General features: G+C 64.6%; 16 protein-coding genes. 15 read left to right on the top strand and 1 reads right to left on the bottom strand.

The features are described from left to right. The first annotated feature begins 2 nt into the window (after positions 1–2). The 15 genes from HX792_RS07395 to tagF all read left to right on the top strand — a co-directional run bounded on the left by HX792_RS07395 (position 3) and on the right by tagF (position 21,290). Positions 3–1,037, top strand: a complete 1,035-nt coding sequence (locus tag HX792_RS07395; protein WP_176995457.1) for a catalase family peroxidase — start codon at positions 3–5, stop codon at positions 1,035–1,037. Positions 1,038–1,115: 78 nt separating this feature from the next. Continuing rightward, a complete protein-coding gene (gene tssA / locus HX792_RS07400) occupies positions 1,116–2,153 on the top strand; it encodes a type VI secretion system protein TssA (protein WP_176995458.1) in 1,038 nt (345 codons plus the stop codon). A gap of 39 nt (positions 2,154–2,192) precedes the next feature. Beyond that, on the top strand, positions 2,193–2,693 hold the full coding sequence (gene tssB / locus HX792_RS07405) for a type VI secretion system contractile sheath small subunit (protein ID WP_176995459.1): 501 nt from the start codon (positions 2,193–2,195) through the stop codon (positions 2,691–2,693). A 78-nt stretch (positions 2,694–2,771) separates the two neighbouring features. Further along, complete coding sequence (gene tssC / locus HX792_RS07410) at positions 2,772–4,271, top strand: type VI secretion system contractile sheath large subunit (RefSeq protein ID WP_176995460.1); 1,500 nt, start codon at positions 2,772–2,774, stop codon at positions 4,269–4,271. A 21-nt stretch (positions 4,272–4,292) separates the two neighbouring features. Further along, the gene (locus HX792_RS07415) at positions 4,293–4,775 is read left to right on the top strand and encodes a type VI secretion system tube protein Hcp (RefSeq protein WP_176995461.1); all 483 of its coding nucleotides are present in this window, start codon (positions 4,293–4,295) and stop codon (positions 4,773–4,775) included. A 206-nt stretch (positions 4,776–4,981) separates the two neighbouring features. After that, positions 4,982–5,500: a type VI secretion system baseplate subunit TssE gene (gene tssE / locus HX792_RS07420; RefSeq protein WP_176995462.1), complete on the top strand. Its 519-nt coding sequence runs from the start codon at positions 4,982–4,984 to the stop codon at positions 5,498–5,500. Then, on the top strand, positions 5,497–7,374 hold the full coding sequence (gene tssF / locus HX792_RS07425) for a type VI secretion system baseplate subunit TssF (RefSeq protein WP_176995463.1): 1,878 nt from the start codon (positions 5,497–5,499) through the stop codon (positions 7,372–7,374). Before tssE ends, tssF begins: the two co-directional genes overlap by 4 nt. After that, complete coding sequence (tssG, locus tag HX792_RS07430; protein ID WP_218172596.1) at positions 7,359–8,372, top strand: type VI secretion system baseplate subunit TssG; 1,014 nt, start codon at positions 7,359–7,361, stop codon at positions 8,370–8,372. Before tssF ends, tssG begins: the two co-directional genes overlap by 16 nt. Continuing rightward, positions 8,365–11,001 (top strand): type VI secretion system ATPase TssH, encoded by a 2,637-nt coding sequence (gene tssH / locus HX792_RS07435; RefSeq protein ID WP_176995465.1) that lies wholly within the window; start codon positions 8,365–8,367, stop codon positions 10,999–11,001. Before tssG ends, tssH begins: the two co-directional genes overlap by 8 nt. Positions 11,002–11,007: 6 nt before the next feature. Continuing rightward, positions 11,008–12,969: a type VI secretion system Vgr family protein gene (locus HX792_RS07440; protein ID WP_176995466.1), complete on the top strand. Its 1,962-nt coding sequence runs from the start codon at positions 11,008–11,010 to the stop codon at positions 12,967–12,969. Positions 12,970–12,987: 18 nt separating this feature from the next. Continuing rightward, a complete protein-coding gene (gene tagH, locus HX792_RS07445; protein ID WP_176995467.1) occupies positions 12,988–14,382 on the top strand; it encodes a type VI secretion system-associated FHA domain protein TagH in 1,395 nt (464 codons plus the stop codon). Between the two features lie 39 nt (positions 14,383–14,421). Then, complete coding sequence (gene tssK / locus HX792_RS07450) at positions 14,422–15,753, top strand: type VI secretion system baseplate subunit TssK (protein ID WP_176995468.1); 1,332 nt, start codon at positions 14,422–14,424, stop codon at positions 15,751–15,753. A gap of 15 nt (positions 15,754–15,768) precedes the next feature. Further along, positions 15,769–17,055 carry a type IVB secretion system protein IcmH/DotU gene (gene icmH / locus HX792_RS07455; RefSeq protein WP_176995469.1) on the top strand — a complete coding sequence of 429 codons (1,287 nt, stop codon included), beginning with the start codon at positions 15,769–15,771 and terminating at the stop codon, positions 17,053–17,055. A gap of 2 nt (positions 17,056–17,057) precedes the next feature. Then, entirely contained in the window at positions 17,058–20,621 is a 3,564-nt protein-coding gene (gene tssM / locus HX792_RS07460) for a type VI secretion system membrane subunit TssM (RefSeq protein ID WP_176995470.1), read from the top strand. Positions 20,622–20,630: 9 nt separating this feature from the next. Continuing rightward, positions 20,631–21,290 (top strand): type VI secretion system-associated protein TagF, encoded by a 660-nt coding sequence (gene tagF, locus HX792_RS07465; protein WP_176995471.1) that lies wholly within the window; start codon positions 20,631–20,633, stop codon positions 21,288–21,290. 277 nt (positions 21,291–21,567) lie between these two features. On the opposite strand, the gene nuoN is transcribed toward tagF, so the two are convergent. Beyond that, on the bottom strand, positions 21,568–23,031 hold the full coding sequence (gene nuoN, locus HX792_RS07470; protein WP_012724956.1) for an NADH-quinone oxidoreductase subunit NuoN: 1,464 nt from the start codon (positions 23,029–23,031) through the stop codon (positions 21,568–21,570). Position 23,032: the final 1 nt, after the last annotated feature.

Consider the following 23,032-nt stretch of genomic DNA (forward strand, 5'->3'; position numbering starts at 1 on the left):
AGATGAAAACAACCTTCTCGCTGCAAAAACGTCATTACCTGCCCCTCGCCCTTGCTGCCGTGGTGGTCACAGGCCTCGCCGCCTGGCTGCTGCCGTCGTTCCATCCTGCGTCCCCCACAGCCGTGCAAATCGTCGATGAGATGGAAGCCGTGGCGGGCGGCACCCACCCCGGGTTTCGTCGCAACCATGCCAAGGGCCAGTGCATCAGCGGCCATTTTGAAAGCAACGGTAATGCGGTAGAGATTTCCAGCGCGTCCTTGTTACAACGTGGCAACTTCCCGTTGATCGGCCGCTTGTCGGCGGCCGGGGGCGACCCGGCCCAGGCCGACGTGCACGGCATGATCCGCAGCATGGCCCTGCGCCTGGCCGACGCGGAAGGCGAGGCCTGGTACATGGCGATGAACTCCGTGCCGGTGTTCCCGGTGAATACCCCCGAAGGCCTCTACGAACAGCTGCGCGCCTCGATGCCGGAGTACGGCGGCAGCGGCCCCGACCCGCAAAAGATGCAGGCCTTCAAAAACAGCCACCCCGAAATCCGCCCGTTCGAAAACTGGCTGGCCTCCCACCCGGAGGCGTCGGGGTTTGATAACTCCACGTTCTACAGTGTCAATGCCTTTCGCATGACCGACGCCAGCGGCCGGGTGCACTTCGTGCGCTGGAGCATGGTGCCAGAGATGCCTTACACGCCCATGACAGCCGGGCAGTCCCGCGACCCGGACTTCCTCGCCTTCGGTTTCGCCACCCGGCTGGAGCAAGGCCCGGTGCGCTGGCACCTGATCATCACCCTGGCCAACCCCGGCGATGTGACCACCGACGCCACCGTGCGCTGGCCGGAAGGGCGCCGCCAGATCAATGCCGGCACCCTGGTCATCGACCGCCAGCAGTCCCAGGTGGAGGGCGCCTGCCGCGATGTGGACTTCAACCCGCTGGAACTGCCGGCCGGCATCGGCCCTTCGGATGACCCGCTGCTGACGGCGCGCGAAGCCGCGTATGCCGAGTCCCACCGGCGGCGCGTCGAGGAAGAAAGCGCGCATTAAGAATTTTTCTCGCCGCGCGGAATAAATCATTTCCCTCGCTTGTTCTATTCCCAGAACAACTTGAACGAGGGAAGTACGATGGGCCTGCCCACCGAAGCTCAACCACTGGATTTCACCGCGCTGGCCTTGCCATTGAGCGAGGCCGACGCCTGTGGCCAGAACTTCGAATACGACCCCCAGTTTCTCGAGCTGGAAGAAGAAGCCCTCGGCAAGCCCGAAGTGCAGTACGGCGACACCATCTCCCAGGCCATCGAGCCGAGCTGGAAACGGGTGATGGCCCTCGCGCTGCCGCTGATGGAGCGCAGCCGCGACTTGCGGCTGGCCATCTGGCTGACCCGCGCCCAGCTCAACCTCAACGGTATTGTCGGCCTCGCCGCAGGCCTGGCGCTGGTGCAGGCCCTGCTGGAAAACTGCTGGGACGGCCTGCACCCACAACTCGATCCCGACGACGACAACGACCCGCTGCTGCGCATCAACATTCTTGCGTTTCTGTGCGAGCCCACCGGCCTGCTGCGCGACGTGCTGGATGCGCCGCTGGTCAGCGCCCGCAGCCTGGGCAGCGTGAGCCTGCGGCAGGTGGAGTCGGCCACCGGTGAGCAAAGTGACGGCGAGAATGCGAACCTGGCGATCATCGACGGCGCGTTTGCCGAAGCCGACCCCCAGAACCTGAGCGCCACTGAGGCGGCCCTGGCGCAAGCCTTGAAGCACAGCGTGCAGATCGAGCAGCTGCTCACCGAGAAGGTCGGCGTGGGCCGTGCCATCGACCTCAGCGGCCTGGCGACCCTGTTGCGCCGCGCCGGCGAAGTGATCCGTCGCCGTCTGCCAGGTGTTGCGCCCATCGAAGCCGCACCGGTCGTCACTGCCACGGCGCCCATCGCTGTCGCTGCGCCGCAAGCCGTGCGCGGTGAGATCAACAGCCGCGAAGACGCACGCCAGACCATCGACCGCCTGTGCACCTATTTCCAGACCTTTGAACCCGCGAGCCCGGTGCCGATTCTGCTGCAACGGGCCAAGAAGCTGATCGACAAGAATTTCATGGAATTGCTGCAAGACCTCGCACCCGACGGTCTCGCGCAACTGGCGCTGGTCAGCGGTGTTCGCAACAGCGACGACTGACCCTTTTAGTACTCACCCCCACTCACCGGAGCTATTCCTGTGGCCAAAGAAAGCAGTCAGAAGTTCATCGCTCGCAACCGGGCGCCACGTGTGCAGATCGAATACGACGTGGAGATCTACGGGGCGGAAAAGACCGTGCAGTTGCCCTTCGTCATGGGCGTGTTTTCGGACCTCTCCGGCAAACCGGCCGAGCCGTTGCCACCGGTGGCCGAGCGCAAGTTCCTGGAAGTCGACATCGACAACTTCGACGAGCGCCTCAAGTCCATGAAGCCGCGCGTGGCGTTCCAGGTGCCCAATACCCTGACCGGTGAAGGCAACCTGCCGGTGGAGATCACCTTCGAATCCATGGACGACTTCACCCCGGCCGCCATCGCCAGCAAGGTGCCGAGCCTCAACCAATTGCTGACGGCCCGCAGCCAACTGTCGAACCTGCTGACCTACATGGACGGCAAGGTGGGCGCCGAGGAATTGCTGGCCAAGCTGCTCAGCGATCCGACCGTGATGCAAGCCTTGAGCAGTGCACCCAAACAACCTGAATAACTGAAAAAACGTTAACGCCGCCGGTGCCCTGTTTGCCCCGGTACGGGGACGCTTTGCCCAAAATTTGAGGATGCCTTCATGTCCACGACCCAATCTGAACAGCCAGGGCAGCTTGCCCCCGCCACGGCGTTCGACGCCGGCGACTTCGCCAGCCTGCTGCAAAAAGAGTTCAAGCCCAAGACCGACAAGGCCAAGGAAGCGGTGGAAACCGCCGTGCGCACCCTGGCTGAACAGGCGTTGCAAGGCACGCAGCTGATGCCCAACGACGTGCTCGGCACCATCGAAGGCCTGATCGCCGCCCTCGACCAGAAGCTCACCGAACAGGTCAATCACATCCTGCACCACGAGGAATTCCAGGGCGTGGAAAGCGCCTGGCGCGGCCTGCATTACTTGGTCAACAACACCGAGACCGACGAGACCCTGAAGATCCGGGTGATGAACATTTCCAAGAACGAAGTGCACAAGACCCTGCGCAAGTTCAAGGGTGTGGCCTGGGACCAGAGCCCGATCTTCAAGAAGCTCTACGAAGAGGAATACGGCCAGTTCGGCGGCGAGCCGTACGGTGCATTTGTCGCCGACTACTACTTCAACAACAGCGCGCCGGACGTGGAGCTGCTGACCCAGATGGCCCGCGTCAGCGCGGCGGCCCACTGCCCGTTGATCACGGCGGCCGACCCCAGCGTGATGCTGATGGAATCCTGGCAGGAACTGGCCAACCCACGGGATCTGACCAAGATCTTCCAGACCCCCGAGCACGCCGCCTGGCGCAGCTTCCGCGCCAGTGAAGATTCGCGTTACGTGGGCCTGGCCATGCCGCGCTTCCTGTCCCGTGCGCCCTACGGTGCCAAGACCAACCCGGTGGAAGCCTTCGATTTCGAAGAGACCACCGACAGCGCCGGCGCCAAGGACTTCACCTGGGCCAACGCCGCGTATGCCATGGCGGTGAACATCAACCGTTCGTTCAAGCACTACGGCTGGTGCTCGCAGATCCGTGGCATCGAATCCGGTGGGGTGGTGGAAGGGTTGCCGGTGCACACCTTCCCGACGGATGACGGCGGCGTCGACATGACCTGCCCGACCGAAATCGCCATCAGCGACCGCCGCGAAGCCGAGCTGGCCAAGAACGGTTTCATGCCGCTGGTGCACAAGAAGAACAGCGACCTGGCTGCCTTCATCGGCGCGCAATCGATGCACAAACCTGCCGAGTACGACGACCCGGACGCCACCGCCAACGCCAACCTGGCCGCGCGCCTGCCGTACCTGTTCGCCACCTGCCGGTTCGCCCATTACTTGAAGTGCATCGTGCGCGACAAGATCGGCTCGTTCAAGGAGCGCGACGACATGCAGGTGTGGCTCAACAACTGGATCGGCCGCTACGTGGAGCACAACCCGGCCACCGCCACCGACGCCGACAAAGCCCGCAAACCCCTGGCCGGCGCCGAAGTGGTGGTGGAAGAAATCGAAGGTAACCCCGGCTACTACGGCGCCAAGTTCTTCCTGCGCCCGCATTACCAGCTCGAAGGCCTGACCGTGTCTTTGCGCCTGGTTTCCAAGCTGCCGTCCACCAAATCCAACTGATCAACCTGAAAGGTAACCACCATGATCCTGCTCAACTTCAAAGGCACCCAAATCAAGGGCACTTCCACCGTCGACGCGCACAAGGACTGGATCACCATCGACGCCATCCAGATGGGCGTGGGCCGTGCGATCTCCATCAGCGGCGGCGGCACCGACCGTGACACCAGCAACCCGTCGTTCTCGGAAATCTCCCTGACCAAGGCCACCGACCTGGCCTCGGCCGACCTGTTCATGCAGGCGGTGTGCGGCAAAAGCCTGGGCGATGCCGAGATCCACTTCATCCAGACCGGTGGCCCGGACAAGAAACAACAGGTGTTCCTCAAGCTGATCCTCGGCCAGGCAATCATCAGCTCCTACTCCGCCAGCAGTAATGGCGAGCGCCCGAGCGAAACCTTCTCCATCAACTTCACCACCATCAGCTACGAGTACGACTCCTTCACCGGCGACACCGTGATCACCGGCACGCCGAAGAAGTGGGACCTGGAGAAGAACCAGAAGATCTGATGTTCACCCGGCTTGGTGTGGTGGGGGGCGTGTTGTGGCGAGCGGGCTTGCCCCGCGTTGGGTGGCGAAGCCGCCCCAAAACCTGCCACCGCGGTTTGCCTGGCGTTGCGCGGTGGCCTTATCGGGGCCGCTTCGCAGCCCAACGCGGGGCAAGCCCGCTCGCCACAGCAAGCGGGCTCACCCCAAGACGATGGAATGCTGATTGTATGGCCGAGCTGACCAGTCGTGAACGTTTGCAACCGTCGTTGCTCGATCGCTTGAGCGACGACGACACCGAGCATGCCGTGGAGCCGCGTGACAAGCGTGTGCTGTCCATGCGCGGCTTGCGCAAGGCGGTGTTGCGTGACCTGGGGTGGCTGCTCAACAGCACCAGCCTGGGCAGTTTCCGCGACCTCAGCGCACACCCGCTGGCGGTTCAGTCGGTGATCAATTTTGGTTTGCCGGACCTTGCCGGCAAGACCGCCGCAGGTTTGGACCGGGAAGAGCTGGGGCGGCGCATCCGCCAGGCGATCTGGGATTTCGAACCGCGGATTTTACGTGACAGCGTCCGCGTGGTGCCGGTGGCGCCCTCGGGGGCGGCGGCCAGTCCTAACCAGATGGCCTTTGAAATTCATGGCGAGTTGTGGGGCCAACCATTGCCCGAGCGCCTGTACCTGAAGACCGAACTCGACCTGGAAGCAGGCGAGGCGCGGGTCTTCGATATCGAGACAAGGGACGTGCGGTGAACGCCAAACTGCTGCGCTATTACGAACGTGAACTGGCCCACCTGCGGGAAGTCGGCGGTGAATTCGCCCGCGACTACCCCAAGGTCGCCGGCCGCCTCGGGCTGGAAACCTACGCCTGCGCCGACCCCTATGTGGAACGGTTGCTGGAGGGCTTCAGCTTCCTCGCGGCCCGGGTGCAGTTGAAGATCGACGCAGAATTCCCGCGCTTTACCAACCACCTGCTGGAACTGGTGTACCCGCAATACCTGGCGCCCACGCCGTCGATGGCCGTGGTGCAGCTGCAGCCGGACATGAGCGAAGGCAGCCTCGCCGCCGGGTTCACGGTGCCGCGTGACAGCGCGTTGCACAGCCAGTTGGGCAAGGGCGACCAGACCGCCTGCGAATTCCGCACTGCCCATGACGTGACCCTGTGGCCGGTCGAACTGGTCGAGGCGCGCTACTTTGCCTGCGGCGCGCAAGTGGCCGGGGTCGACCTGTCGCGCCTCGGCGGGGTCAAGGCGGCGCTGCGTCTGCGCCTCCGAGTGGGTGCTGGCTTGACCTTCAGCGACCTGGCCCTGGACGACCTGGCGCTGCACATTCGTGGCGGCGAAGCCATGCCCTCGCGCATCCTCGAACACCTGCTGGCCCAGGCGGCGGGAGTGCTGGTGATGCCGGTGCAGGAGCATGTGGACTGGCACCAGTTCTTGCCCAAAAGCGCGATTCGCAGCAAAGGCTACAGCGACAGCGAAGCCTTGCTGCCCACGGGCCCGCGCTCGTTCCAGGGCTATCGGCTGCTGCAGGAATACTTCGCCATGCCTCAGCGCTTCATGTTTGCCGACATCGTCGGGCTGGCCAACAGCGTGAGCCGTTGCGCGGCGGAACAGCTGGACGTGATCGTGCTGTTCAAGAAGCTCGACCCGGTGCTGGAACAGAGCCTCAGCGCGGCCAATTTCGGCCTGTACTGCACGCCGGCAATCAACCTGTTCCCGATGCGCACCGAGCGTGTGCACCTGTCGGACCAACAGTCGGAATACCACGTGATCCCGGACCGCACGCGGCCGATGGATTACGAGATCTACCAGATCGAAGGCGTCACCGGTTACGGCAGCGGCGCCGAGGCCAGCCAGACGTTCGAATCGTTCTACCGTGCCAACGACCTGCACGCGCGCACGCCGCCCAAGGCCTTTTACCAGGTGCGCCGCGATACCCGGGTGCTGTCCGAGCAGCAACGGCGCCAGGGACCACGCTCCAGCTACATCGGCAGCGAGCTGTTCCTGTCGCTGGTGGACGCCCAGGAAGCGCCGCACCGCAGCGACCTGCGCCAATTGGGCATCGACACCCTGTGCAGCAACCGCGACCTGGTGTTGAGCATGCCGGTGGGCAGCGGCCGTACCGACTTCACGGTCGAGAGCGGCGCGCCGGTGCAGTCGGTGCGTTGCGTGGCCGGGCCGACGGTGCCGGCGGCGTCGTTTGCCGAAGGGGAAACCGCATGGCGGTTGGTCAGCCATTTGTCCCTCAACTATTTGTCGCTGCTGGACCAGGACAAGGAGCAGGGCGCCACCGCCTTGCGTGACCTGCTGCGCCTGTATTGCCGCATCGACGATGAAGCCGCGCACAAACAGATCGAAGGCCTGCGTTCCGTCACCGCCGAGAGCATCGTGCGGCGTCTGCCACTGCCGGGGCCGATCACCTACGGGCGCGGCCTGCAAATAGGTGTGACCCTGGATGAGTCGGCCTTCGAAGGCGCCGGGGTGTTTGTGTTGGGTTCGGTGTTGGAACAGTTTTTTGCCAAGTACGTGTCACTCAATTCGTTCACTGAAACGGTGATCAAGAGCACGGCACGCGGCGTGATCATGCAGTGGCCGGCGCGGGTGGGCAGATGCGAGATCCTCTGAGCCTGCTCAGCGCCCTTGAGGCGCACCCTGGGCGCTTTGACTTCTACGGCGCGCTGCGCCAACTCGAATGCGCGTTCCCGCAATTGCCGCGTATTGGCCAGGCTGCGCGCCCGGCGGATGAGCCCGTGCGCTTCGGCCAGCAACCGTCGCTGGCGTTCGAACCGGCGATGATCGCCGCGCTCAAGCCGGGCGTTACGCCCAAGTTGCTGCTGAATTTTTTCGGCCTGATGGGCGCCAACGGCCCGTTGCCGATCCACCTCACCGAATACATCCGCGACCGCCAGCGCAACCTGAATGACCCGACCCTGGCCGCGTTCTGCGACGTGTTCCACCACCGCATGATCAGCCTGTTCTACCGCGCCTGGGCCAGTGCCCAACCGGCGGTGAGCCTGGACCGGCCGGGGGCGGACCGTTTCGCCCAGTACCTGGGTTCATTGATCGGCATCGGCCAGGCGTCGTTGCTTAACCGCAATGCCGTGCCGGACGTGGCCAAGCTGCATTTTGCCGGGCGCCTCGGGCCGCAGACGCGCAACGCCGAGGGCTTGGCGGCGTTGCTCAGCGATTACCTGGGTGTGCCGGTGCAGGTCGAGCAGTTTGTCGGCCACTGGATGACCTTGCCCGCCGACGGGCTGTGCGCGCTGCGCAGCGGCCCCGACGCCGCCGTGCTCGGCCAGACCACGGTGATGGGCAAGAAAGTCTGGAACACCCAGCACAAATTCCGCCTGCTGATCGGCCCCCTGGACCTCGCGCAAACCCGTCGCCTGCTGCCCGGTGGCGACAGCCTGCAGCGCGTGCAGGACTGGGTGCGCCAGTACGTCGGCCTGGCGATGGACTGGGACGTCAACCTGATCGTCAAGAAAGAACAGCTGCCGGGCCTGCGCCTGGGGTCTGCGCCCCTGGGTTGGACCAGTTGGCTGAGCAGCAAAGCCCCCCAACACGATGATCGGCAATTGCTGATCAACCCTCGCATTTCTTCTCAAGGACCTGCCCATGGCTGATATCAGTCGCGTCGCGCTTTTCGGCAAACTCAACAGCCTGTGCTACCGGGCCATCGAAAGCAGCACCGTGTTCTGCAAGATGCGCGGCAACCCCTATGTGGAGCTGGTGCACTGGTTGCAGCAGATCCTGCAACTGACCGATTCGGACTTGCTCCGGCTGGTGCGCCACTACGGCATCGACCCGGCGGCATTGGCCCGCGACCTGACCGCCGCGCTGGACCGTCTGCCCCGTGGTTCGACCTCGGTCACCGACCTGTCTTCCCAGGTGGAAGAGGCGGTCGAACGCGCCTGGGTCTACGCCACCCTGATGCTCGGCGAGTCCCAGGTGCGTTCCGGGCATTTGCTGCTGGCGCTGCTGAAAACCCCGAGCCTGCGTAATGGGTTGTATGGCGTGTCCCGCGAGTTCAATAAGGTTGGCATTGATGATTTGAGCGAGCAGTTTGGCGCGTTGCTCAAGGATTCCCCCGAGGCGCAGATGACCGCCAGCGATGGCTACCAACTACCGGGTGAAGACCTCGGCGCCGTGGCGCCCAGCAAGCAGGAAGCCTTGCAGCGTTTTACCGTCGACCTCACCGAACAGGCGCGCAGCAGCAAGATGGACCCCATCGTCGGACGGGACGAAGAGATCCGCCAGGTCATCGACATCCTCATGCGCCGTCGCCAGAACAACCCGATCCTCGTTGGCGAGGCCGGGGTCGGCAAGACCGCCGTGGTCGAAGGTTTTGCCCAGCGTATTGCCCGGGGTGACGTACCGCCTAGCCTCAAGGACGTGCAGTTGCTCGCCCTGGACGTGGGCCTGTTGCAAGCCGGCGCAAGCATGAAAGGCGAGTTCGAGCAGCGTCTGCGCTCGGTGATCGACGAAGTGCAAGCCAGCGTCAAACCCATCGTGCTGTTCATCGATGAAACCCACACCCTGGTGGGCGCGGGCGGTGCAGCCGGCACCGGTGATGCGGCTAACCTGCTCAAGCCGGCGCTGGCCCGTGGCACCTTGCGCACCGTCGGCGCGACCACCTTTGCCGAGTACAAGAAGCACATCGAAAAAGACCCGGCGCTGACCCGGCGTTTCCAGACCGTGCAGGTTGACGAACCCGATGAAGCCCGTGCCTTGCTGATGCTGCGCGGCATTGCCGAAACCATGCAGAACCACCACCAGGTGCACATCCTGGACTCGGCGCTGGAAGCCGCGGTGCGCTTGTCCAACCGCTATATCCCGGCACGCCAGTTGCCGGACAAGGCCGTCAGCCTGATCGACACCGCCTGTGCCCGCGTGGCCATCAGCCTGCACGCCACGCCCGCCGAGGTGGACGACAGCCGTCGGCGCATTGAATCCCTGGAAACCGAACTGGCAATTATCGAGCGTGAAACCGCGATTGGTGTGGAAACCACCAGCCGTCGCGCCTCGGTCGAGGCCTTGCTGGCCAGCGAACGTGAACGCCTGGATGAGGTGGAAGGGCGCTGGGATAACGAACTGGCGCTGGTGGAGCAGATCCAGCGCCAGCGCAGCCAGTTGGTCGATGCCGCCGATCGTGAAACCGGCTTGATCGAGTTGCGCCAGTTGCAGGACGAATTGGTCGCGCAACAGGGCGAACACCCGCTGGTGCTGATCAGCGTCGACGAACAGGCCGTGGCGTCGGTGGTGCAGGATTGGACCGGCATCCCCGTGGGCCGCATGGTCAAGAACGAAATCGACAACGTGCTGCGCCTGGCCGAGCGCCTGGGCCAACGCATCATCGGCCAGAGCCATGCACTGGAGATGATCGCACGGCGTATCCAGACCTCCCGTGCGGGCCTCGACAACCCGGGCAAGCCGGTGGGCGTGTTCATGCTCGCCGGCACTTCCGGCGTGGGCAAGACCGAGACCGCCCTGGCCCTGGCCGAGTCGCTGTATGGCGGCGAGCAGAACGTGATCACCATCAACATGAGCGAGTACCAGGAGGCCCACACCGTTTCCACCTTGAAGGGCGCGCCACCCGGCTACGTGGGTTATGGCGAGGGCGGCGTACTGACCGAAGCGGTGCGGCGCAAGCCTTACAGCGTGGTGCTGCTGGATGAAGTGGAGAAGGCCCACCCGGACGTGCACGAGCTGTTTTTCCAGGTGTTCGACAAGGGCTGGATGGAGGACGGTGAGGGCCGGATCATCGACTTCAAGAACACCCTGATCCTGCTCACCACCAACGCCGGCACTCAGTTGATCAGCCGCCTGTGTCGTGACCCGAAGACCATGCCCGCGCCGGATGACATCGCCAAGGCCCTGCGCGAGCCATTGCTGGAAGTGTTCCCACCGGCCTTGCTCGGCCGCCTGGTGGTGATTCCGTATTACCCGCTGAGCGACGCCATGCTGGGTAGCATCATCCGCCTGCAACTGGGGCGCATCGAAAAACGCATCGCCGACAACCACAAGATCCCGTTCACCTACAGCGACGACGTGGTGCACCTGATCGCCAGCCGCTGCACCGAGCTGGAAAGCGGTGGGCGCATGATCGACGCGATCCTCACCAACTCGATGCTGCCGGCGATCAGCACCGAATTCCTCAACCGCCTGCTGCTGGGTACCCCGGCGACCCAAGTGCAGGTCAGCGTGGAGGCGGGCGAGTTTGCCTATGCCTTTACGGCCGAGGCCGCGAGGTAAGCCCCGATGGCAACGACCCAGACCCATCGCGAGATCCAGGTGACCAGCGTCCTCGGCCCCGACGTGCTGCTGTTTCGGCGCATGCAGGCGAGCGAAGGCTTGTCCCGGCTCAGCGAATACCACGTGGAGCTGTACAGCGAGCGCGCCGACCTGAACATCGACGACCTTCTGGCCACCCAGATGACCGTGGCCGTGGACCTGCCCAAGGGCGGCAGCCGCTATTTCAGCGGGCATGTCAGCCACTTCTCGTTCAGCACGCGCCAGGGCCGCTACGCCACCTACAAGGCGGTGTTGCGCCCGTGGTTGTGGTTCCTGACGCTGACCAGCGACTGCCGGATCTTCCAGGAACTGAGCGTGCCGGACATCCTCAAGCAGGTGTTCGCGCCCTACAGCATTGCCGACGTCGACACCTCGGGCCTCAGCGGCAGCTACAAGCCGCTGACTTATTGCGTGCAGTACCGCGAAAGCGATTTCAACTTCGTCAGCCGCCTGATGGAACAGGAGGGCATCTACTACTACTTCAAGAGCGCGGCGGGGCGTCACACCCTGGTGCTGGCGGACTCCTATGGCGCGCACTCACCGGCGCCGGGGTACGCGCAGATCCGCTTCATGCCCGCCGAAGACCACGCCATGCGCGAAAGCGAAGTGATCTACGACTGGCGCATGGGCGGCGACGTAGAGCCGGGCGGCTATACGCTGCAAGACTTCGACTTCGAAAAGCCCAGCGCCAACCTGCTGGCCAAGTCCACCCTGGCCGGCAGTTACCCGCAGTCGCGCCACGAGCGCTATGACTACCCGGGCAAGTACACCGAGCGCAAACAGGGTGAAACCTATGCGCGAACCTTGATTGAGTCGCTGCACACCGGCACCCAGCGCGTGACCGGCGCGACCCGTGCCCGTGGCCTGTTTCCCGGCGCTCTGCTGACCCTGACCGAACACCCGCGCAGTGAACAAAACGCGCAGTTCCTGTTGCTGGAGGCGCGTTATGCATTGTCTTCCGACACCTACGAGCCCACCCCGCCGGCCGACCCCGCGCCGGTGCTGAGTTGTGAATTTGTCGCGCTGTCACGCCAGCAGCAGTTCCGTGCGCCCTGTGTGTCGCGCAAGCCGCTGATGCACGGCCCGCAGACCGCCATGGTGGTGGGCAAGCAGGGCGAGGAAATCTGGACCGACAAATACGGGCGCATCAAGGTGCAGTTCCACTGGGACCGCGAAGGCAAGCGCGACGAAAACAGCTCGTGCTGGATCCGCGTGGCGCAGAGCTGGGCGGGCAAGCGCTGGGGCGCGCTGTACACGCCGCGCATCGGCCAGGAAGTGGTGGTGAGTTTTCTGGAAGGTGATCCCGACCAGCCGCTGGTCACGGGCAGCGTCTACAACGCCGACACGATGCCGCCGTATTCACTGCCGGAAAACGCCACGCGTTCGACCCTCAAGAGCAACTCGTCCAAAGGTGGCGGGGGCTACAACGAGCTGCGTTTCGAAGACAAAAAGGGTTCGGAACAAGTGTTCCTGCACGCGCAGAAAAACCTCGACCAGCGCGTGCTCAAGGACTCCCTGGACTGGGTCGGCGGCGACCGCCATTCCAGGATCGACCAGGACCTGCGCGAGAAGGTCGGCGGCGACCGGCATTCGTCGGTGGGCGGCCATCGCAATGAGAAAGCCACGGGCGACGTGTCGATGGCGGCCGGCGCCAACATGATCATCAACGGTGGCATGAAGACCGGCATCACCGCTGGCATGGACACCTACATCAAGGGCGGCATGAACGTGGTGATCGAGGCCGGGGCGACCATCACGCTCAAGGTCGGCTCCACGTTTCTGACCCTCACGCCGGCAATGATCGTCGCCTCGACCATCCCGCTGCCACTGCCCGAAGCCGCCTCGGCGGCGCAAGCCCTGGCCCTCACGGCCGCCACCGGACCCGCTGGCGTGCCGTTGCCGCCCAAGGAGGCCGACGATGGCAAGTAACTCACTCTGGAGCCCGCTATGAACCTGATCCTGCTGGTTAAAAGCTACCGCGACCAACCCATGCCCGGCGACGTGATCTGCCGCTTCACCGAAGTGGGCGGCGCCATTGGCCGTGGGCCGGACAACGACCTGACCCTGGATGACCCGGGCAAATACATCTCCCGGGTGCATGCGCGCATCGACCTGCGCGGCGAGCAGTTCTACCTCACCGACACCGGCAGCAACCCCAGCCTGGTCAACGAACGGCCGCTGGGCAATGGCCGCGAGCGTGTGCTGGAGGAGGGCGATCGCCTGGTGATCGGTGACTACGCGTTGCTCGTGCGCCTGGAGCAACCCCAGGCGCCGGAACCCGAAGACGACGCCCTGGCCACGCGCATCCTGCCGCCGCTATTCGTGCCACCACCGCCGCCCGTGGCCGTCGAATTGCCGCCGTTGGAAGTACCGCAGGCGATGGTGCGCGACCCGGAAGTGGTGGTGCCGGTGCTGTTGCACGACGACCTGGCCGGTGCGCGGATCCTCGAAGGTCACTCGCTGTTCGATGGGGCAATGCCGCTGTCGGACCCGCTGGGCTTGAACCCATCGCTGACCCCGGTGTTTCGCGGCACCGAGAGCGACCATGTGGCGCCGCAACTGCAGGCGTTCAACCCGCCAATCTGGCAGGCCGAGCCGCAGGTGATCCCGGAGGATTACGACCCTCTATTCGGCCTCTCCACATCCCCCCCCCCTGTGGGAGCGGGCTTGCCCGCGATGGCGGTCTTTGAACATGAGGTAATTCCGGAGACCCCCGTTGTCGCTGAGACCATCGCGGGCAAGCCCGCTCCCACAGGGGATGAAGGTGTTCTCACGGCACTGCTTTCGGGTCTCGGCCTCCCCGACCTGCACACCACCCGTACGCCCACGGAACTCGCCCAACTGGTGGGTGAAATGCTGCGCGCCGCCACGGGCGGCACCATGGATGTGCTGATGGCGCGTGCGTTGACCAAGCGCGAAAGCCACATCGACATGACCATGATCGGCGCCTATTCCAACAACCCGCTCAAGTTCTTTCCCGACGCCGACAGCGCGCTGACCCAGATGCTCAACAGCGATTCACCGGCCTACATGCGCCCGGTCAAGGCGTTGAATGCCTCGTTCGATGACCTCAAGGCCCACGAGCTGGCGGTGATCGCCGGCATGCGTGCGGCGCTGGGCGCGGTGGTGCAGCGCTTCGACCCGGCGCGGGTTGAGCAGCGGCGCACTACCCACGGCGCGCTCGACAAGTGGATGCCGGCGCGGCGCAAGGCGCGTCTGTGGGACCGCCTGGTGGAGCGCTACGAAGACCTGGCGCGGGACGCCGACGAAGACCTGCAACGCCTGTTCGGCGAACTGTTTTCCAAGGCCTACGAAGAACAAGTCGCCCGCATGCGCACGTGATCATCGCCACGCAACGCATTCATTTGATGAGAAGAATTTATGACCTGGAACAACAAAGTCGTCTGGTCCGAAGGCATGCTGCTGCAGCCTCAGCACCTGCAGCAGCATGACCGTTTTCTGCAAACCCAACTCGAAGCTCGGGTCGCCACCTTGCGCGCCTACGGCTGGGGTTTTTCCAAACTGGAAATCGACCCGCAGCAGTTGGCGATGGGCAAGCTGTCGTTGCTCTCTTACAGCGGTGTATTGCCCGACGGCACACCCGTGGGCCTGCCGTTTGACGATGAAATGCCGCTGCCCCTGGAGATCCCCGACGACGCCCGTGACCTTAAAGTGGTGCTGGCTTTGCCGAGCCTGCGCCCGGGCGTGTCGGAGGTCGACGACAACCCCAGCTTTGAAAATTTCGCCCGCCATCGCAGCAGCGAATACGAGGCCTGGGACAGCAATGGCCTGGACAGCAGCGCGCTGATGAGCATCGGCAAGCTGCGCCTGCGTTTGGCGTTCGAAGGCGATGTGGCCGACACCCATAGTGTGTTGGGCGTCGCCCATGTGGTGGAAAAACGCGCCGACAAAAGCGTGCTGCTCGACCGCGATTATTGCCCGCCGTGCCTGGATATTCGTGCCGCCGAACGCCTGCGCGCGTTCAACGATGAGTTGCTGGGCCTGGTGCAGCAACGGGTCGAAGCCCTGGCGTCGCGCCTGACCCGCCCGGACGGCAGCGGCGCGGCGGAAATCGCCGACTTCCTGCTGTTGCAGGTGCTCAACCGCAGCGTGCCCCTGGTGCGGCACCTGTCGGCGATGACGGGGTTGCACCCCGAACAGCTGTACCGCGACTTGGCATCCCTGGCCGGTGAGTTGGCGACCTTTACCCGCGATGACAAGCGTGCTGCCAGTTACCCGGTGTATCGCCATGGCGCCCTGGCGGAAACCTTCGCCCCGGTGATGCTCGACCTGCGCCGCGCGCTGTCGGCGGTGATGGATGTGCGCGCCATCGCGATCCCGCTGGAAGAGCGTCAGTACGGGATTCGCGTGGCGGTGCTGCCCGATCAGGAACTGCTGCGCTCGGCGACCTTCATCCTGGCGGTGCAGGCGCAGATGTCGGCCGAAAGCGTGCGCAACGGTTTCCCGCCGCAGGTGAAGATCGGCTCAGTGGAAAAGATCCGCGACCTGGTCAACCTGCAACTGCCGGGCATCGGTCTGCGCCCCTTGCCGGTGGCGCCACGGCAGCTGCCGTTCCACGCCGGCTTCACCTATTTCGAACTCGATCGCAGCAGCGAATATTGGCAATTGCTCAGCCAGTCGGCGGGTTTTGCCATGCACATCGCCGGGGTGTTCCCGGGGCTGGAGATGCAGTTCTGGGCCATCCGCAATTAAGGCAAGGTGACTGACGTGAACGACACTTTTGAAGGCGGCCAGGACCCGGACCGCACCTTGCTGATCCCCACCCCCGGCGGACGTCGGGCCACACCGCCGCCAACCGCGGCCGCGCCGGTGCAACGCGCCGCGCCTGTGCTGCACGGCCAGGGCCTCAACCCACTGGTGCGTGCGGCCAACCCGCTGCTGGACCTGGTGGTACCGTTGCGCACCCTGACGGCGATGCCGGACATGGAGAGCCTGCGCCAGCGCCTGATCCAGGCGGTTCAGGCCTTTGAAGCCCAGGCCCGTGCGAGCCAGGTGGATGTGGAAACCGTGGCCGCTGCGCGTTATGCGTTGTGCACGTTGGTGGATGAGACCATCGCCAGTACGCCCTGGGGCGCGGGGGTGTGGGGCAGCCGCAGCTTGTTGGTGACATTCCACAATGAGGCGTGGGGCGGCGAGAAATTCTTCATGATCCTGCAGCGCCTCAGCCAGGACCCGCGTACTCACATCGATGTGCTGGAGTTGATGTACCTGTGCATGGCCCTGGGCCTGGAGGGCCGTTACCGGGTGCTGGAGCGTGGCCTGGATCAGCTGGGCCTGTTGCGCGAGCGCCTGTTGCAACTGATCAATCAGCAACGCGGCCAGCAGGAACAGGACCTGTCACCGCGCTGGCGCGGCGCCGAGGCCCCGCAGGCATCGATGCTGCGTCGTGTGCCGTTGTGGGTGCTGGCGTCGGTGGCGGCGGTGCTGTTGTTGAGTGTGCAGTTGACCTACAGCTGGCTGCTCAACCGCGCGTCCGACCCGGTGTTTGCCCAGCTCGGTGCCATTCGCGTGGCCTCGCCGCTGAAAGTGGCGGTACCCGTGGCGCCAGCGCCGGTGCGCCTGGCCGGGTTCCTCGCGCCGGAAGTGGCCCAAGGGCTGGTGGCGGTGAAAGACAGTGCCGATCGCTCGGTCATCACCTTGCGCGGCGACGGTGTGTTTGCCTCCGGCAGTGCCGAAGTGTCGAGCAACTTCGACGGGCTGCTCGCCCGCATTGGCGACGCCCTGGCCACGGTGCCGGGGGATGTGGTGGTGGTTGGGCATACCGACAACGTGCGGCCTTCGGCGACGTCGCGGTTGGGGTCGAACTTCGACCTGTCCCAGGCGCGGGCCAAGACCGTGGCGCGTTTGCTCGCCCAGCGTGCCGGGCCAGCCGAGCGTTACCGCAGCGAGGGCCGTGGCGAAACCGAGCCGCTGGTGCCCAATGATTCGGCGGCCAACCGTGCGCGTAACCGCCGCGTCGATATCACCGTGTTGATCCCTTCCCAGGCGCAATAACCATGAATTTTTCTTCGTTTTTCTCATTGTTATGGTCCTCGGTGGAGCGCTTTATTCTGTGGCTGCTCAAGCCGTGGTTGCTGTCGCTGATCGGCGTGGCGCTGTTGTCGTTGCTGGTGTGGTACGAAGGCCCGTTGCTGGCGTTCAACGGCAGTGAGCCGCTGGCGCCGGAGTCTCGTCGCTGGGGGTTGATCGCGCTGTTTGTGCTGATTTGGCTGGGCTATTTCGCCTGGCGCCTGTGGCGTGCCTGGCGGGCCAATCGTGGCCTGATGGCCGGCGTGGCCGAGGCGCCGGTGGTGGCGCCCGGTGTGCGTGAAACCCAGGCCGAAGTGGCTGAGCTGGGCGAGCGCATGCGCTCGGCCATGGCGGTGCTGCGCAAGGCCAACCCGGGCTGGAAGATGAGCGGGCAGTACCTGTACCAACTGCCCTGGTACATGTTTGTCGGCGCGCCGGGCAGCGGCAAGACCACCGCGCTGACCCACTCTGGCCTGCAGTTTCCCCTGCGCGAAGCCATGGGCAGTGGCGCCATCGGCGGTGTGGGCGGTACGCGGCATTGCGACTGGTGGTTCACCGACGAAGCCGTGTTGCTCGACACCGCCGGGCGCTACACCACTCAGGACAGCTACACCGAGGTGGACAAGGCGGCCTGGGGCGGCTTTCTCGACCTGCTGAAAAAGTACCGTCGCCAGCGCCCGGTCAACGGTGTGATCGTGGCCTTGAGTGTCAGCGACCTGCTGCAACAGACCGACGCCCAGCGTCAGGCCCAGGCCGTGGCGATCCGCGCGCGCATCAACGAGCTGTATGAGCGCCTGGGCCTGCGGTTTCCGGTGTACGTGATCATCACCAAGTGCGATTTGCTGGCGGGCTTCTCGGAGTTTTTCGAGACGTTCGGCCGCGACGAGCGTGCCCAGGTGTGGGGGGTGACCTTTCCCTTGCCCCAGCCACCGCAGCCCGACACCGGGTTGGCGTCGTTCCCGGGCGAGTTCGATGCGTTGGAACGTCAGTTGCAGCGGCGGGTACTGGAGCGGTTGCAGCAGGAGCGCGACCTGTCGCGACGTGCCTTGCTCTATAGCTTCCCGCAACAATTTGCCAGCCTGGGCGATGGCCTGACGCGCTTTCTCAACACGGTGTTTGAAACCAACCGCTACCAGGAGCCGGCGCTGCTGCGTGGGGTGTACTTCACCAGCGGCACCCAGGAAGGCAGCCCGATTGACCGCGTGCTGACTTCGCTGGCGGCCTCGTTCGGCCTGGGCCGCAAGGTGCTGGCGCCGAATGTAGCCAGCGGGCGCAGCTATTTCATCACGCGGTTGCTGCGCGAGGTGATCTTCAAGGAGGCCGGGCTTGCCGGGGTCAATCATCAAGAGGAGCGGCGTCGGCGCTTGCTTGGCCGCGCCGGGCGTATCACGGCGGCGGCAGTGTTCGTGTTGCTGCTGGCGGCGATGACCATCAGCTACAACCGCAACCTGCAATTGATCGCCGATGCGTCTGGCGCCGCCAACAACGTCGCGCAATTGGCCGCTGCATTACCGGCCGAGGGCGATGTGCTGGTGACGTTGCCGTTGCTCAATGCCGCGCGCAATTTACCCAGTGGCTACGGCGACGCCGACAACAGCGTGCCGCTGCTCAGCCGCATGGGCCTGTATCAGGGCAACAAGCTGGGCGCAGGGGCGATCACCCTGTACCGCCGTCTGCTGCGCAGTACGTTGCTGCCGCACATCGTCGCCAACATGGAAAACGCGTTGCGTCGGGGTGATGCGAGCAATCAGGAGTTTCTGTATGAAACCCTGCGCGCCTACCTGATGCTGGGCGAGCGGCAGTTCTTCGATGCGCCGTCGGTGCAGGCCTGGGTCGATGTGGACTGGCGCCGCGAACTGCCCCAGGCCACACCCGCGCAGTTGCAGCAACTGTCGGATCACGTGGCGGCGTTGCTGGAGGCCGATGACGAAGCCGAACCGGTGCAGCTCGACAGTGCATTGATCGCCAAGGTGCGCCTGGCGCTGGCGAGCATGCCGTTGTCCCAGCGCATCTATAACCGGGTCAAGCGCCAGGTGGATCAGCAGCATCTGCCGGAGTTGAGCGTCAACAGCGCGGTGGGGCGGGACGTATCGTCGCTGTTTACCCGCGCCAGTGGTGAGCCGTTGTCCCGTGGGGTCAGCGGCGTGTACCGGATCGCCGGTTACCGTGAGCTGACCGACAAGACCCCACAAGCCGTGGCCGACATGGCCAAGGACAGTTGGGTGCTGGACCGTCAGGAGTCGGCGCAGATCGCCGGCGGCAACCCGGCGATGCAGGCGGCGGTGCTGGAGTTGTATTACGCCGACTACATCCGCCAGTGGGACACCTTTCTCGCGGATGTGCACCTGGTGCCGTTGACCGGCCTCGGCCAGGCGTCCCAGGTCAGCAACGCGCTGTCTGCCAGCGATTCGCCGTTGCGCGCGTTGCTGCAGGCCGTGTCCAGGGAAACCACCCTGGAAGGCGCCCTGACTTCGGCCACCGCCAAGGACACCGACCAGCGCGTGCGCGACAAGATCGCGGCGGCCACCCAGAAACTGCAATCGGCGTTGGGCGGCGACAGCCAGGCACCGGTCGCGGACGCTTCGGCCAACCCGGTGGACCAGCATTTTGCAGCGCTGCATCGTCTGGTCGGAACCGGTGCCGGGCCGCAGCCATTGGATGACGTGCTGGCTTCGCTGAAAGATGCCGGGCAGTTTTTCGACAGCGCCGATGCAGCCCGCCGCAGTGCTGCGCCGGCACCGTCCAACGAAGTGCTGGGGCGCTTGAAGCGTTCGGGCGACACCCAGCCGGCACCTTTGTCGACCTTGCTGCGCGATGTGGAGGCCGGTGGCACCGCGCTCACCCTGGGCAATGAAAAGGCCCGCTTGAACGCGCTGTGGGAGGCCACTGGCGCGCCGTTCTGCCGGGTGGCGATTGAGGGGCGCTACCCGCTGGTGCGCAGTTCCGGGCGTGACGCCACCGCCGACGACTTCGGCAAGTTCTTCGGCCCCGGTGGCTTGATGGATGACTTTTTCAGCAAGAACCTGGCGGCTTATGTCGACATGAGTGGCAGCCAGTGGCGCTGGCGCTCCAGCGGAGTGACGCCGCTGAATATCTCCCAGGAGGTGCTTAATCAGTTCCAGCGTGGCGCCAAGCTGCGCGACATGTTCTTTGTGGCGGGGGCGCGCCAGCCGTCGATGCGTTTTGATCTGAAGGCCCTGGGGGCTGATCCGGCGTTGACCAAAGTGACCCTGGACATCGATGGCCAGCCGGTGGTGTACGACACCGGCACTTCGCCGGACTTCACCAGCATCTCCCTGCCCAGCGGCAAGTCTGGCGGGTTGGTGCGCCTGGACACCACGCCGGCGCTGGTCAACCCGTTGCGCAGTGACGGCCCGTGGGGCTGGCTGCGCATGATGGACAAGGCGGCGGTTAGCGCCCAGGGCGAGCAATTGCAATTGACCTTCACCGTGGAGGGCCACCGCGTGGCGTACCAGTTGCGCGCCAGCAGTGTGATCAACCCGTTCCGCCGCGACGGTTCAGAGTCGTTCCATTGCCCCAGCAGTTTTTAAGGACCCGTCATGAATGGATTTTTCGGCAAGGTCGCAAGCCATGGGGATTTTGTCAGCCGCCGTTTGCCGCCGGCGTTTTTGAACACCTGGGACAGTTGGCTGCAGGCCGGTTTGCAGTGCAGTCGTGAACGCCTGGGTGAGCAATGGCTGGAGGTGTACCTGTGCAGCCCGATCTGGCGTTTTGCGTTGGCGGCGGGGGTGTGCGGTGACAGCGGTTGGGCGGGGGTGATGATTCCCAGCGTGGATCGGGTGGGGCGGTATTTTCCGCTGACCCTCGCCAGCGCAGGAGAGGACGTGCCGTTGCTGGCGCGGTTGGAACGGGATGGGGTGTGGTACAGCCAGTTGGAGCGCCTGGCGTTGTCGGCGTTGAGCGAAGGGTTTGCCCTGGAATCGTTCGACGAGGTGTTGCAGGCGCTGCCATTGGCCGGCTGCTGGACACCGGCGAGCCACGCCGACACGGCCTGGGTACCCGCCCAATGGCTCGACTTGCCCGACCCGGAGCGGATCGGCGATGGCATGCCGCAATTGAATGCGCAGATTGATCCTTCGGGCCTAGCGCGGCACTCACTGTTCTGGACCGAAGGCTCGCCCCACGTTGCGCCGTCGATTTGGGTGGGGGAGGGGTTGCCGGATGACGAGACCTTCGCCGATATGCTGGGTGGACGGTAGAGCCTGATGATCCCTGTAGTGAGCGGGTTTACCCCGCGCCGCGATCTACCTGAGGTACCGCGCCACCTGATACACCGCCGCGCGGGGTAAACCCGCTCACTACAACCGCTGATTTTTGTAGTGAGCGGGCTCGCCCCGCGCCGCGATCTACCTGATGTACCGCGTCACCTGATACACCGCCGCGCGGGACAAGCCCGATCACTACGGGCTTTGTTGTTCCTGAGAATGCAAAACGGCGCCCGAAGGCGCCGTTTTTTTGCTGCATCCAACTAAGCGATCAAACGCCCAGTACCGCGTGCTGCACCAGGGTGAGCAGCGGTTGTGGGTATACGCCCAGGAAGAACGCGAGCAGGGCGATGGCCAGCAGCATTACGCCGCCTGCCTTCTGTTCCCAGTGCAGCTCGGCGTCGACGCGGCGCAGGTTTGGCTCGATCAGGTACAGGGTGACCATCACGCGCAGGTAGTAGAACACGCCGATGGCGCTGCCCAGTACCAGGGACGCGACCAACCACCATTCGTGGGCTTCAACACCGGTCGCGACGATGTAGAACTTGCCGATGAAGCCGGCAGTCAGCGGGATACCGGCCAGGGACAGCATCATCACGGTCAGTACGGCGGTCAGGTACGGACGGCGCCAGAACAGGCCGCGGTATTCGTACAGGGCGTCAGCGTCACGGCCTTTGAACGGCGAGGACATCAGCGTGATCACGCCGAATGCACCCAGGCTGGTGATCACGTAGGTGACCAGGTACACGCCCATGGCTTCCACGGCCAGGCCTTTGCTCGCCACCAGGGCGATCAGCAGGTAGCCGAAGTGGGCGATGGACGAGTAACCCAGCAGACGCTTGAGGTTGTTCTGGGTCAGGGCCAGCAGGTTACCGAACAGGATCGACGCGATGGCGATCACGGTCAGCACGGTGCTCAGCACGCCGGTGTTGGCAGCCGGGGAGATCTGGAACAGACGCACCATCACCGCAAACACAGCCACCTTCGACGCAGTGGCCAGGAACGCAGCCACCGGCGCCGGGGCGCCTTCGTACACGTCCGGGGTCCACAGGTGGAACGGCACCAGCGACAGCTTGAACGCCAGGCCGATCAGCATCATGGCCAGGCCCAGTTGGGCAATTGGCGCAGGCATGCTGGTGGCGGCCAGGGCGTGGCCGATACCGGTGAAGCTCAGGTTGCCGGCTTCAGCGTAGAGCAGGGCCATACCGAACAACAGGAACGCGGAACCGGCCGCCGACAGCACCATGTACTTGATGCCGGCTTCCAGGGAGCGCTTGTTGAAGAACGCATAGGCCACCAGGCCGTAGGTCGGGATCGACAGCAGTTCCAGGCCGATGAACAGGCCCGCCAGGTGCTGTGCGCTGACCAGCACGATGCCACCGGCCGCAGCCAGCAGGATCAGCAGGTACAGCTCTTCGCGGTTGCCTGGGTAGCCGGTGCCGCCTTCGCCGAGGTAGGCGTGGGCGAGGGTGACGCAGGCCAGCGTGGCCACCAGGATCAGCGCGATGTACAGCAGGGCGAAGTCATCGACCATCATCAAAGGCGTGACCGCCAGTGGCGCGACCTTGAGGGCCGGGATGATCGACAGCAGGGCCAGGTTCAGACCGGCACAGGACAGCAGGAACGTTTGCGAGTGATTGCGGCGCCAGGCGATTGCCAGCATCACCACCACGATGGTGAGGCTGGTAATCAGCAGCGGCGCAAGCGCGATAAAGTGTTGGATCGTGAATTCCATA

Origin of the sequence: Pseudomonas sp. B6002, assembly GCF_013385985.1 — a bacterium.
In the GTDB taxonomy this organism is placed as follows: Bacteria; Pseudomonadota; Gammaproteobacteria; order Pseudomonadales; family Pseudomonadaceae; genus Aquipseudomonas.